This is a genomic window from Xanthobacter sp. NM-59, from assembly GCF_021401125.1.
Classification (GTDB): Bacteria; Pseudomonadota; Alphaproteobacteria; order Rhizobiales; family Xanthobacteraceae; genus Xanthobacter.
The window spans coordinates 768,636-780,669 of the sequence record NZ_JACBFQ010000001.1 but is presented as its reverse complement, the minus strand read 5'-3'; the positions used below and the strand labels follow the sequence as shown (position 1 = coordinate 780,669).

Here is a 12,034-nt window from a genome sequence, read left to right as displayed (position 1 = left end):
TTCGTCCAAGTCGCATCCATTCGCGCAGGAACCGCGCCGCCGCGCCCCAGAGCCGAGCCCACTTGGGCGGCCGCATGGCCCCGGGGTGGGACCTCGGGGCCTTGCCGCTGCTCAGTTCACAAGGCGCGGAAGCACCCGCCAGCCGCCATCGCCGTCTTCCAGCAGCATCTCGTTCACCCGGGGATGGCGCAGGGGCTCATCAGAGGTGTCCGGCTCCAGATTCTGCTCGGAGACATAGGCCACATACTCGCTGTCCGCGTTTTCCGCGAACAGGTGGTAGAAGGGCTGGTTCTTATCGGGCCGGATGTCTTCCGGAATCGACAGCCACCACTCCTCGGTATTGTCGAACACGGGGTCCACGTCGAACACCACGCCCCGGAAGGGGAAGTGCTTGTGGCGCACCACCTCGCCGATCCGGAACTTCGCCATCCGCATCTGCGGGGCCTCGACGTCCGCCGCGACCTCCACGGGTGGGGGCATGGCCCCCACCATCTCCACAGTGCCAACGGCGGAGAGAGCGCGCGTCTTTTCCTGTGTGCCCATCGTCCGCCTCCTCATACTTTGCCGGATTATGTCACAGGCCGTAGACCTTGCCCATTTCCGGATCCTTGGCTGCGACGATCTTCGCAAGGTCCACGATGACCTTGGCCTGCTTCCAGGTGGCGTCGTCCTGCATCTTGCCGTCAATCATCACGGCGCCCGAGCCGTCGGGCATGGCTTCCACGATCTTGAGGGCGAAGGCCACCTCGCCCGGATCGGGAGAGAACACGCGCTTGGCGATGTCGATCTGGGTGGGGTGCAGCGACCAGGCGCCCACGCAGCCCTGCAGGAAGGCATTGCGGAACTGGCTCTCGCAGGCCGCGAGATCGGCGAAGTCGCCGAACGGGCCGTAGAAGGGCTTGATGCCGTTGGCAGCGCAGGCGTCCACCATCTTGGCGATGGTGTAATGCCAGAGGTCCTGCTGGAAGCCGATGCGCGGCTTGTCGCCGTCCGGGTCCGCCAGCACCTTGTAATCGGGGTGGCCGCCGCCCACGCGGGTGGTTTTCATGGCGCGCGAGGCCGCCAGATCCGCCGGGCCCAGGCTCATGCCATGCATGCGCGGGGAGGCGGCGGCGATCTCCTCCACATTCTTCACGCCTTCGGCGGTCTCCAGAATGGCGTGGATGAGAATGGGCTTCTGCACGCCATGGCGAGCTTCCAGCTGCGCCAGGAGCTGGTCCAGATAATGGATGTCCCAGGCGCCTTCCACCTTGGGCAGCATGATCACGTCGAGCTTGTTGCCGATGGCGGCGACGATCTCGGTGATGTCGTCCAGCACCCAGGGGCTGTTGAGGCAGTTGATGCGGGTCCACAGGCCCGTGCTGCCGAAATCGGTGGCCTGGGCCATCTCGATGAAGCCCTTGCGGGCGGCTTCCTTGGCGTCGCTGGGAATGGCGTCCTCAAGGTTGCCCAGCACCACGTCGACCTGCTTGGCGATGTCCGGCACCTTGGCGCGCATCTTCTCCAGATGCGGCGGCACGAAGTGAATCATGCGCTCCAGACGCACCGGCAGTTCGCGATAGGGCGCGGGCGCGCCGATGGCGAGCGGCTTGAAGAACTGACGCGGAAGCTTCATTGATCCCCCCTGGCGCGGGCCGGCGGGAACAGGTCCCCCGGGCCCGGGCTCATCCGAGACTGCACTGCATCATAGCTCACACCGGTGCGCAACGCCGCGCGGGACGCTGCCGGTGATGTTGCCCACAAAAGGCCGGGGGCTTCAGGTCAGGCGCACCTTTCGCAAGGTGAAGGTGAGGCGACCATCTTCCACCGTCCGGCTCTCCAGCATCGCCCCCATCTCATGGGCGGCATGCGGAATGTCGATCACGGCCAGGGGGTCGCTGCAGGTCACCACCAGCCGCACCCCAACGGGCAGGGCCGCCAGCGCCTTGCGGGTGCGCAGGGCTGGCAGCGGACACTTCAAACCCATGAGGTCCAGCTCCACGGGCGTCTGCTCGGGCGCTGGATCCCCTGTTTCGCTCACTTGGCTTGGTCCTTCAGCCGCGCAAGGCTCTCCTCGCGGCCGAGCACCATCAGCACGTCGAAGATGGGCGGGGAGGTGGACTTGCCGGTGAGCGCGGCGCGTAGCGGCTGCGCCACCGCGCCCAGCTTCACGCTGGCCTGCTCCGCATAGGCGCGCACGGCGGCCTCGGTGGCGGCAGCGGTCCATTCGGCGGCTTCCAGCAGCGGCACGAGCTTGCCCAGGTGCTCACGGCCGGCATCGGAAAGAAGGGTCTTGGCCTTCTCATCCAGCGGCAGGGGCCGGGTTTCGAAGATGAACTCGGCATTGTCCAGCAGCTCGACCACCGTCTTGGCGCGCTCCTTCAGGCCCGGCATGGCGGCGGTGAGCTGGGCGCGCCGCTCCGGCGTCATGCGGGCAAGGCGATGCGCGGCGTCGGGCAGGTGGGGCACCAGCGCGTCCACGGCGGCCATCAGCTCGGCGTCGGAGGCGGCGCGCATATACTGGCCGTTCAGGTTCTCAAGCTTCTGGAAGTCGAAGCGGGCGGCGGAGCGGCCCACTTTGTCCAGGTCGAAATAGCTCACCATCTCCTCGGTGGAGAAGACTTCCTGGTCGCCATGGCTCCAGCCGAGGCGCACCAGATAATTGCGCAGGGCGGCGGGCAGATAGCCCATGTCGCGATAGGCATCCACGCCCAGCGCCCCGTGGCGCTTGGAGAGCTTGGCCCCGTCCGGGCCATGGATGAGGGGAATGTGCGCCATGCGCGGCACGTCCCAGCCCAGGGCGCGATAAATCTGCGTCTGGCGCGCGGCATTGGTCAGGTGGTCGTCGCCACGGATGATGTGGGTGACGCCCATGTCATGGTCGTCCACCACCACGGCGAGCATGTAGGTGGGCGTGCCGTCGGAACGCAGCAGGATGAGGTCGTCGAGGTCCTTGTTGGGGAAGGTCACGGTGCCCTGCACCATGTCCTCGATCACCGTCTCACCCTCGCGCGGGGCCTTCAGGCGGATGACCGGCGCGCGGCCCGCGGGTGCCTCGGAGGGGTCGCGATCGCGCCAGCGGCCGTCATAGCGCGGCGGCCGGCCCTCCTTGCGGGCGAGCTCGCGCATCTCTTCGAGCTCTTCGGCGCTCGCATAGCAGCGATACGCATTGCCCTTGGCCAGCATCTCTTCCACCGCGGCGCGATGCCGCTCGGCGCGGGCGAACTGGTAGATGGGCTCGCCATCCCAGTCGATGCCGATCCAGGACAGGCCTTCCAGGATGGCGTCGATGGCCTCCTTGGTGGACCTTTGACGGTCGGTGTCCTCGATGCGCAGCAGCATCTTGCCGCCCTTCGCCTTGGCGTAGAGCCAGTTGAACAGCGCCGTTCGGGCACCGCCGATATGCAGGAAGCCGGTGGGCGAAGGGGCGAAGCGGGTGACGATCTCGGACATGGGGAACTCGACGGCCGGGCGCCCCGCGGAGCGAAGGCGACGGAAACGGGCAGGGCGCGCCGCCGGCACCCGATGAGTCCGCCGTGGCGCGCGCGAGGCGCCCGTGTAGCATAGGCGCCTCGCACAAGAAACATGGTCGCGACACAGGGCGGGGTGAGATGGGGGGCGGGCAGGGTGAGAGCGGGCACGGTCGCGGGCGCATGGCGCCGGCGCGATCGGCTGCGCGCGCCGTTGCCGTCGCCGCCGGCGCGCGGTCGGGTACTGTTCGCTTCGATCTGCTGTGGGCCGGGCTGCTCCGGCGCCTGGGGGCGGATCTGGTCGCGGAAGCGGAATCCGGCCGTCTCGCCTTGTGGTTGCCGGTGGCGTTCGCCGTCGGGGTGCTGGTTTATTTTGCGGCACCCAACGAGCCTTCCCTGATCGCCGCCTTGCTTCTCACTGGGGCCTTGGCGGGGGCGCTTTTCGCGGGACGGCGCAATGCCGTGATGGTGCGTGTGTTCGCGGGCCTGCTGGCCCTCTCCGCTGGCTTCTCCGCCGGCTGCGTGCGCACGGCCCTGGTTTGGCATGAGGTGGTGGCGAAGGCGCCCGCTTTTCCGGTGCGCCTTTCAGGCTATGTAGAAAGCCTCGAGCGGCGCGTGGGGAGTGATCGTATTCTGCTGCGGCTGGACGGCGGGGCAATTTCCGGCGTCGAGGGGTCTCCCCGGCTGGTGCGGCTTTCGCTCCGGCCGGGCATGGCGCCGCCGGTGGGAGCCCACATCACCCAGCTCGCGCGCCTGCTTCCACCGCTTGGACCCGCAATGCCCGGATCACACGATTTCGGGCGCGCGCTCTGGTTCAAGGGCATTGATGCCGTCGGCTTCGGTCTTGGCCGCCCTAAGGTGGTTCTCGCGGCGAACGAGCCTCCCCTTTCGGTGCGGATCGCTACGCTGGTCGATGGCGTGCGTGCAGCACTCGGGGCGCGCATCCGCGCCGTGCTCCACGGTGTGCCGGGGGAGATCGCGGTTGCGCTTGTAGCTGGCGATCGTTCCGCGATTCCGAAGGAGGTGGAGGAGGGCATGCGCGTATCGGGCCTGACGCACATCCTCTCTATATCCGGGCTGCATATGGCGCTGGTCGCGGGCACCCTGTTCGCCCTGGCGCGGGGCGGCCTGGCCCTGGTGCCGGCGCTGGCGCTGGGCTGGCCCATCAAGGCCATGGCGGCGCTGCTCGCGCTTGCCGGCAGCGCCTTCTACCTCATCCTTTCCGGCAATGATGTTCCCGCCCAGCGTTCCTTCGTGATGACGGCACTTGTGCTCGCGGGGGTGATCATGGGGCGGAGGGCGCTGACCCTCCGGACCCTTGCCGTTGCCGCCGTCGTCGTGATCGGCCTGACGCCCGAGGCGGCGCTCGATCCTGGGCCGCAAATGTCGTTTGCGGCTACATTGGCCCTGGTGGCCGCATATGAGAGGCTGCAGCCGCTGCGGGCGCTGCCCCGCCCGGAAGGACTGTTGGCGCGAATCGGCATGATGCCGGTGGTCTTCCTTGCGGGGATCGTGGTGACCGCGCTGGTGGCCGGCTCCGCCAGCGGCCCGTTCGCCGCCTATCACTTCCAGAGGTTCGCCCCTTACGGGCTGCTGGCTAATCTCGCCGCCATGCCCGCCGTCTCGCTGCTGGTCATGCCGTTCGGCCTTATCGGCGTGCTGCTGATGCCCTTTGGCTGGGACGGGCTAGCCTGGCCCGTCATGGGCACCGGCATCGAGATCATGCTGGCGGTGTCGGATTACGTCGCCGGGTTGCCGGGCGCGGATGCTCGAATCGACACGCTGAACACCGCAGCTCTGCTGTGGTTCAGCCTCGCCCTCCTGTCCACCTGCCTGCTGCGCGGGCTACCGAGCCTCATCGCCGTGCCGGCCTTCGCCTTCGCCCTCGCCGCCTCAGGCCCCCTAAAGCCACCGGATGTGCTGATCGCCCCCAATGCGACGACCGTGGCGGTGCGTGGAGGCGACGGCCGACTTTCCGTGGTGGGGGCCAAGGGCCAGCGCATCCTGGTGGAGCAATGGTTGGCCCGCGAGGGCGACCGCCGCACGGCGCGCTCGCCCGAACTCGACAATGGCTTTGCCTGCGACCCGATGGGTTGTGCCGCCCCTCTGCCAGGCGGCGGCACGATCGCGATTTCGCGCCGCGCGGAGGGGCTCGCTGCCGATTGCCTCAACGCCCGCATCGTCGTGACCCGAGACACACCGCCTGCGGGATGTCCCGCCCGTGTCGTGACGCCGAAGGATCTCGACCGCACCGGTACGCTGGCCTTCTTCCGAGACGAAGCGGGCCTGCGTGAACAGCCCACGCGCGACCCTTCCATTCGCCGGCCTTGGCTGCCCCCGCTTCCGCCCGCCCCGCCCGGCAAGACCGAAGCCGCCAACGAGGCCGAGGATGACGCCGCGACGGAGTGAGACCGCGCCCCGCCCTCAGTAGCGCCGCATCAAGCCGACAAGCCGACCCTGGATGCGCACCCGGTCCGGGCCGAAGATGCGGGTTTCATAGGCTGGATTGGCTGCCTCCAGCGCGATGGAGGCGCCCTTTTTCCGGAGCCGCTTGAGCGTTGCTTCCTCTTCGTCCACCAGCGCCACAATGATGTCGCCGGTTTCGGCGCTGTCGCATTTGCGGATCAGCACGGTGTCACCGTCGAGAATGCCCGCTTCGATCATGCTGTCGCCGCGCACTTCGAGCGCGAAATGCTCGCCCTGGCCCAGCATTTCGGGCGGAACGTTCAATGTGGCGCTGCGGCTCTGAATGGCCGATATGGGCGTGCCGGCCGCGATGCGGCCCATGACGGGCACCGCGACGGTCTGTCCGCTTTCCTCCTCATCCTCGGCAACAGGGCGGACCTTGCCGAGGCTGCCCTCGATGACCGAGGGAGAGAAGCCGCGTCCCGCGCCCCGTTGCGTCGTGAGGCCGGGCGCCACGCTGTCCGGCAGGCGAACCACCTCCAGGGCGCGGGCGCGATTGGGCAGGCGCCGGATGAAACCGCGTTCTTCCAGCGCGGTGATGAGGCGATGGATGCCCGACTTGGAGCGCAGGTCCAGCGCCTCCTTCATTTCATCGAAGGACGGCGGCACGCCGGTTTCCTTAAGCCGCTCATGGATGAAGCGAAGCAGGTCGTATTGCTTGCGCGTCAGCATCTCACCCCCCGTTCCCGGTGCCGCCGACCACCAGCGGTGCGGCCCTGCCGGACAGTTCGGCAGGGGCGGCAAGCGCGCGATGGTGTCGCAAATATGCGAAACAAATCATGAACAGCTTCTATCTGTTCCTTTTGTGTTCCGCAAGGGTGAAGATCTCTTTGGCGCGATCTTTCTTCACGTGAAGAGCGAAGCCGACTGCGGCCAGGGCTCGGCTTGCCCAGTGCGCTCGAAATATTTCTGCAGAACGAGAAGCGCGATGAGCCGCTCACGCCTCGGATTGAAGAATTGCCGAACATAGGCCTGTGCATTGGCAATGATCGTGCGCGCTTCATCCGGATGTCGATTGAAATAATCTATTCTCTCGTCCAGGTCGTCATAATCGGCTTGGAGCTCGACATAATGGATGCCGGGCTTCAGCGTGCCTTCCATGAACCAGGTTTCATATCGCGGCGGAGGCATGAAACAGAGGGAGTTCGACGCCATGATCCATTTCAGGTTCGTGGCCACATCATTCCCCTCGATGGAGAGGATGTACTTGTAGCCGAGCTGTTGGAATGGCGAGAGATAGGGCTTCGGCGGCGGGCCGCCGGGGGATGCGGCGACGGAGCCAATGTCGCAGCGGGGATTGGTGGCGTGGCGGGCGACGAGACGTTGGCGCCACGGGAGATTGCCGCCGCCGCGCCAGACCGCCATGGGACGCTTCTCGTCGAAGGAGAGGGGATCGCGGTACAGCTGGTAGTGGCGGAATCGATCGAGCTTCAACAGGACCGAATTCTGGTTGTCGCCGGCAATGGGGCGGCTCTTCAGAATGGTGGGCTGGTCGGGAACGGCGATGACGTCACCGAACTGATAGCGGGGGCGGAGCGGCGCCGGAAAGGCGTGCAGGGCCTCCATCAGGTCGTAATAATAGCGGCTGCCCGACCGCACGTGGGGGCGCGGCATGAGGGTGATGGGGTGCGGCACGCCGGCCGCAAGTTTGTTGTAGTAGTTGACGCGGAACACAAGGTCCGCATCCGCGCCATGGGCCTGCGCCATGCGGCGCGCGGCGGCGAGCTGCGGGGCGTGCAGGGCGTGGGGAGCAAGGTCGCGGAGCAGGCCTTGCACGTAATAGGTCACGCGCCGCGCGGCCTTTTCGATCTCGAAGCTCAGATTGCCCGTGGCCATGGCATCAATCGTGGAATGGGATGATTTCGCAGGGGTCGCCGGCCTTGGCAGCGGGGGCGAACGGCGGGCGCACCAGCAGGCAATCGGCCGCCGCGAGCACGCTCAGCATGGCGCTGTCCTGGGACGCGGCGGGCGTGACCCGCACCGAGCCGTCGACGTCATGCTCCATATGGGCGCGCATGAAATCTCGCCGCTGATCATTGGCGGGCACGGCGACGGCGAGCCGGGCAGGGGCGGTGCGCACAACAGCGGCGGCATCGCCCTGCATGGCCCGCACCAGCGGCTCGAGGAACAACAGCGCGCACACATGAGAGGAGACGGGGTTGCCGGGCAGGCCCAGGCACCGTACGGCGCCGCGGGTGCCGAACATCAGCGGCTTGCCCGGGCGCAGCGCGATCTTGTGCACATAGAGGTCCACGCCCTCGGCGCGCAGGGCGGGCGCCATCAGGTCGTGATCGCCCACCGAGGCACCGCCAGACGACACTACAAGATCAAAATCCCCATTGAGGGCACGGGCGACCACGGCGCGGATGTCGGCGAGTTCGTCGCCCACCAGCCCAAGGTCCGTCACCACGGCTCCGGCGCGGCTGGCGAGGGCTGCGAGGCCAAACGCGTTGGACACCACGATTTCACCCTCGGCGCCGGTGCCGCGGCCGGGCAGCACCAGCTCGTCGCCGGTCTGGATGATGGCGACGCGGGGCCGGCGGGCCACCGGGATGGTGGCGTGGTCCATGGCCGCGGCCAGCATGATGTCGCGGCTGGTGAGGCGGCGGCCGGCGCGCAGCCCAGGGGCGCCTTGCAGGAAATCGCAGCCAAGCTTGCGGACATTGCGCAGGGCGGCGGTTGCCGCCGTGGTGGTGACAAGATCGCCGTCGCGGCTGGTGTTCTCCTGAATCACCACCGTATCGGCGCCCTCCGGCATCACGGCGCCGGTGAAGATGCGCACCGCCTGCCCGGGGCCCATGCCGCCGACAAACGGGCGGCCGGCGGCGGATTCGCCGATGACGGTGAGGGTCGCGGGTGTGATCGAGATGTCGGCGGCGCGCACGGCATAGCCATCCATGGCCGACATGTCGGCCGGCGGCTGGGAGCGGCGCGCGATGAGGTCCGCGGCCAGCACCCGGCCCGCCGCCTGTTCCACCGGAACCTCTTCGATGCCCAGGGGCGTGACCGAGTGGGTCACGCGGCTGAGGGCCTCCTCGACGCTCATCAGCGCCATGGTCGCGTTCCTTCCTTGTCTCGCCGGCTATGAGGCTTCCGCGCGCCACAGGCCACTGCGCCCGCCGGACTTTTCCTTGAGGCTGACGCCTTCAATGCGCATGCCGCGATCCACGGCCTTGGCCATGTCGTAAATGGTGAGGCACGCCACCGAGACGGCGGTGAGCGCCTCCATCTCCACGCCGGTCTGGCCGGAGGTCTTCACCCGCGCGGTGACGACGAGGCCGGGCAGGGCGCTGTCTGGGGCAATCTCCACTTCCACCTTGGAGAGCATGAGCGGGTGGCAGAGCGGAATCAGCTCATGGGTGCGCTTGGACGCCATGATTCCTGCGATGCGCGCCACGCCAAGCACGTCGCCCTTCTTGGCATTGCCGGAAAGAATCATCTCCAGCGTTTCAGGCGCCATGATCACCTGGCCCTGGGCCACGGCTTCGCGCGCGGTGATCGCCTTTTCGGAGACGTCCACCATGCGTGCTGCGCCCTGGTCGTCGAGATGAGTCAGGCGCGCCATGGGGACGCTGGCCTCCGGAATCGCTGCGGGTCGGGGGCAAGATGGAGCCAGCAGCCGGGCGTGTCCACCTCCGGGCTGTTCCCGGCTCCGGCAGCGGCGGAGCGCAATGGGGTGGAGAGCGGCGCGGTGTGCTTGTGGAAAGTGTTCTAAGTCAATTGGATAGAGCACTTCCGCCTTTCAGGGAATTGCGGAAGTGCTCTGGTCTCTGGTGTCGCTCCGCTGGCGGGATCAGCGCAGACGGGTCCAGGTCTGGGTCTTGCAGAGGGGAACGATGACGCAGCCCTTCAGCTTCAGCTTGTCGGCCCCGTCCAGGGTGATGGAAGCCGAATAGGTCTTGCCGTCATCGGCATTGTAGATGCTGCCGCCGCTCCACTCGCTCGGCCCGCCGCTGAAGCCGCTGAGAATGGTGAGCCCCTTCAGCGGGCGGTCACGCAGCTTGGCATCGGAATTATGGACGTCCTTCAGCCCCGGATCGGCCTTCAGGCCCTCGGAGGAGACCAGGCGCCCGCAGAGGCTGGCGCCACACTTGGAGATTTCCACCTGGCCGCCACGAGTGGGCGTCTGCCACAGGCCGGTCGGGTCCGCCGCCAGCGCGGGACCCGCCACAAGCCAAGCCGCACCCGCAAGGGCGCCGAGAAGGGCCACTTTCATCACAATTCTCCCTATGCGCCGGCCTCTTCAGCGGGCCGGTGCGCACATTAAGGACGAAAGTGACGTATAGGGCAAGATCAGGACGCAAGCAGGAGCGAAGTCGCGCTCGCGACATCCTCCTGGCGCATGAGGCTTTCGCCCACCAGGATGGAATGGATGCCCACCTGTCCCAGCCGTGCCACATCGGCGGCGGTGAAAATGCCGCTCTCGCCGATCACCAGCCGGTCCTTTGGCACGCGTGGGGCGAGCCGTTCGCAGGTGGCCAGGGTGGTCTCGAAGGTGCGCAGGTCGCGATTGTTGATGCCGATGAGGCGGCTGGGCAGGGCCAAGGCGCGGTCGAGCTCAGCGTCGTCATGCACCTCGAAGATCGCGTCCATGCCGTAGGCGACCGCCGCGGCGGCAAGGTCGCCTGCCAGCGCGTCGTCCACCCCCGCCATGATGATGAGGATGCAGTCCGCCCCCCAGGCGCGCGCTTCCGCCACCTGATAGGTGTCGTACATGAAGTCCTTGCGCAGCACCGGCAGGTTCACCACCGCGCGCGCCGCCTTCAGATAATCCGGCGCACCCTGGAAGGAGGGGGTGTCGGTGAGCACGGAAAGGCAGGTGGCACCGCCGCGCTGATAGGCCCGCGCCAGGCTCGGCGGATCAAAGTCCGGCCGGATCAGGCCCTTGGAGGGGCTGGCCTTCTTGATCTCGGCGATAAGGGCGGTATGCCCGTCCGCGATATTGCGGGCAAGGGCCTCCGCGAACGGGCGCACGCGCGGCGCGGCCTTGGCTGCCGCTTCAATCTCCGCCAGCGGGTGCGCCTTCTTGGCGGCGGCGATTTCTTCGCGCTTATAGGCCTCGATGCGGGTGAGGATGTTACTCATCACGCCGCCTCCGCCGCTGCCGCGGAAACCGCCACGAGCTTCTCGAGTTTGGCCTTCGCGGCGCCGGAATCGAGGCTGGCGGTGGCCATCTCCACGCCCTCGCGCAGGTCCTTGGCGCGGCCGGCGACCACCAAGGTGGCGGCGGCATTGAAGAGGGAGACGTCGCGATAGGCGTTGCGGGCGCCGTCCAGCACAGCGGTGAGCGCGGCGGCGTTCACCTTGGCATCGCCGCCCTTCAGGGCTTCGGCCGGCGCGCGGGTCAGCCCCACATCCTCCGGCGTCACCTGGAAGGTGTGGATCTTGCCGTTCTCCAGAACGGCGATGTCGGTGGTGCCCGAAATGGTGATCTCATCCAGCCCGTCCGAGCCATGGACCACGAATGCGCGCTCCGAGCCCAGGGTCTTCAGCACCTCGGCCAGCGGCACGATCCAGGACTTGGCGAACACGCCCACCATCTGCCGCGTCACGCCCGCCGGATTGGAGAGCGGGCCGATGAGGTTGAAGATGGTGCGGGTGCCCATCTCCACACGGGTGGGGCCCACATGCTTCATGGCCGGATGGTGGGAGGGCGCGAACATGAAGCCGATGCCCGCCTCCGAAAGGCAGCGGGAGATGCCGGCCGGCGTCAGGTCGATGCGCACGCCAAGGGCGGCCAGCACATCGGCGGCGCCGGACTTGGAGGAGAGCGCGCGATTGCCGTGCTTGGCCACGGGCGCACCGGCACCCGCCACGATGAACGACGCGCAGGTGGAGATGTTGTAGGAGCCCGAGGCGTCGCCGCCCGTGCCCACCACGTCCACCGCATCGGCCGGGGCGGTGACGGGCAGCATCTTGGAGCGCATGACGGAGACGGCGCCGGCGATCTCGTCCACCGTCTCGCCGCGCACGCGCAGGCCCATGAGCAGCGCGCCCATCTGGGAGGGGGTGGCCTCGCCCGACATCATCTTGTCGAACACGATGGCCGCTTCGTCGCGCGTGAGGCTGGCGCCGGTGGCGACCTTGCCGAGCAGCGGCTTGAACTCGTCCGTCATCTT

Annotated in this window: 12 protein-coding genes; 1 reads left to right on the top strand and 11 read right to left on the bottom strand. The window is 67.7% G+C overall.

The window, feature by feature from the left end:
* Window positions 1–111: 111 nt before the first annotated feature.
* From hspQ to gltX, 4 genes are all read right to left on the bottom strand, one after another.
* Entirely contained in the window at window positions 112–435 is a 324-nt protein-coding gene (hspQ, locus tag L0966_RS03690) for a heat shock protein HspQ (protein ID WP_234050820.1), read from the bottom strand.
* A 139-nt stretch (window positions 436–574) separates the two neighbouring features.
* On the bottom strand, window positions 575–1,615 hold the full coding sequence (locus L0966_RS03685) for a CoA ester lyase (protein WP_234050479.1): 1,041 nt from the start codon (window positions 1,613–1,615) through the stop codon (window positions 575–577).
* A 141-nt stretch (window positions 1,616–1,756) separates the two neighbouring features.
* Window positions 1,757–1,966, bottom strand: a complete 210-nt coding sequence (locus L0966_RS03680; RefSeq protein WP_234050819.1) for a sulfurtransferase TusA family protein — start codon at window positions 1,964–1,966, stop codon at window positions 1,757–1,759.
* A 50-nt stretch (window positions 1,967–2,016) separates the two neighbouring features.
* Window positions 2,017–3,432, bottom strand: coding sequence for a glutamate--tRNA ligase (gene gltX, locus L0966_RS03675; protein ID WP_234050478.1), 1,416 nt, complete (start codon window positions 3,430–3,432; stop codon window positions 2,017–2,019).
* Between the two features lie 200 nt (window positions 3,433–3,632).
* On the opposite strand from gltX, the gene L0966_RS03670 reads away from it, so the two are divergent.
* Window positions 3,633–5,858, top strand: a complete 2,226-nt coding sequence (locus tag L0966_RS03670) for a ComEC/Rec2 family competence protein (protein ID WP_234050477.1) — start codon at window positions 3,633–3,635, stop codon at window positions 5,856–5,858.
* A 15-nt stretch (window positions 5,859–5,873) separates the two neighbouring features.
* Here L0966_RS03670 and lexA read toward each other — a convergent pair whose 3' ends face one another.
* The 7 genes from lexA to trpD form a co-directional block, all read right to left on the bottom strand.
* A complete protein-coding gene (gene lexA, locus L0966_RS03665) occupies window positions 5,874–6,587 on the bottom strand; it encodes a transcriptional repressor LexA (RefSeq protein ID WP_234050476.1) in 714 nt (237 codons plus the stop codon).
* 174 nt (window positions 6,588–6,761) lie between these two features.
* Window positions 6,762–7,751, bottom strand: a complete 990-nt coding sequence (locus L0966_RS03660; protein ID WP_234050475.1) for a glycosyltransferase family 90 protein — start codon at window positions 7,749–7,751, stop codon at window positions 6,762–6,764.
* 4 nt (window positions 7,752–7,755) lie between these two features.
* A complete protein-coding gene (gene glp, locus L0966_RS03655; RefSeq protein ID WP_234050474.1) occupies window positions 7,756–8,970 on the bottom strand; it encodes a gephyrin-like molybdotransferase Glp in 1,215 nt (404 codons plus the stop codon).
* A gap of 27 nt (window positions 8,971–8,997) precedes the next feature.
* A complete protein-coding gene (gene moaC / locus L0966_RS03650) occupies window positions 8,998–9,480 on the bottom strand; it encodes a cyclic pyranopterin monophosphate synthase MoaC (protein WP_234050473.1) in 483 nt (160 codons plus the stop codon).
* A 228-nt stretch (window positions 9,481–9,708) separates the two neighbouring features.
* Complete coding sequence (locus L0966_RS03645) at window positions 9,709–10,131, bottom strand: DUF2147 domain-containing protein (protein ID WP_234050472.1); 423 nt, start codon at window positions 10,129–10,131, stop codon at window positions 9,709–9,711.
* A 77-nt stretch (window positions 10,132–10,208) separates the two neighbouring features.
* Window positions 10,209–11,000 (bottom strand): indole-3-glycerol phosphate synthase TrpC, encoded by a 792-nt coding sequence (gene trpC / locus L0966_RS03640; RefSeq protein WP_234050471.1) that lies wholly within the window; start codon window positions 10,998–11,000, stop codon window positions 10,209–10,211.
* The gene (trpD, locus tag L0966_RS03635) at window positions 11,000–12,031 is read right to left on the bottom strand and encodes an anthranilate phosphoribosyltransferase (RefSeq protein ID WP_234050470.1); all 1,032 of its coding nucleotides are present in this window, start codon (window positions 12,029–12,031) and stop codon (window positions 11,000–11,002) included. The genes trpC and trpD overlap by 1 nt, the downstream gene beginning before the upstream one ends.
* Window positions 12,032–12,034 lie beyond the last annotated feature (3 nt).

Excerpts from the sequence above, each read along its gene's own strand:
- trpC (WP_234050471.1), bottom strand. The coding sequence starts at position 11,000 with ATGAGTAACATCCTCACCCGCATCGAGGCCTATAAGCGCGAAGAAATC.
- glp (WP_234050474.1), bottom strand. The coding sequence starts at position 8,970 with ATGGCGCTGATGAGCGTCGAGGAGGCCCTCAGCCGCGTGACCCACTCG.
- L0966_RS03685 (WP_234050479.1), bottom strand. The coding sequence starts at position 1,615 with ATGAAGCTTCCGCGTCAGTTCTTCAAGCCGCTCGCCATCGGCGCGCCC.
- moaC (WP_234050473.1), bottom strand. The coding sequence starts at position 9,480 with ATGGCGCGCCTGACTCATCTCGACGACCAGGGCGCAGCACGCATGGTG.
- L0966_RS03670 (WP_234050477.1), top strand. The coding sequence starts at position 3,633 with ATGGCGCCGGCGCGATCGGCTGCGCGCGCCGTTGCCGTCGCCGCCGGC.
- L0966_RS03660 (WP_234050475.1), bottom strand. The coding sequence starts at position 7,751 with ATGGCCACGGGCAATCTGAGCTTCGAGATCGAAAAGGCCGCGCGGCGC.
- L0966_RS03645 (WP_234050472.1), bottom strand. The coding sequence starts at position 10,131 with ATGAAAGTGGCCCTTCTCGGCGCCCTTGCGGGTGCGGCTTGGCTTGTG.
- lexA (WP_234050476.1), bottom strand. The coding sequence starts at position 6,587 with ATGCTGACGCGCAAGCAATACGACCTGCTTCGCTTCATCCATGAGCGG.
- gltX (WP_234050478.1), bottom strand. The coding sequence starts at position 3,432 with ATGTCCGAGATCGTCACCCGCTTCGCCCCTTCGCCCACCGGCTTCCTG.
- L0966_RS03680 (WP_234050819.1), bottom strand. The coding sequence starts at position 1,966 with ATGGGTTTGAAGTGTCCGCTGCCAGCCCTGCGCACCCGCAAGGCGCTG.
- trpD (WP_234050470.1), bottom strand. The coding sequence starts at position 12,031 with ATGACGGACGAGTTCAAGCCGCTGCTCGGCAAGGTCGCCACCGGCGCC.
- hspQ (WP_234050820.1), bottom strand. The coding sequence starts at position 435 with ATGCGGATGGCGAAGTTCCGGATCGGCGAGGTGGTGCGCCACAAGCAC.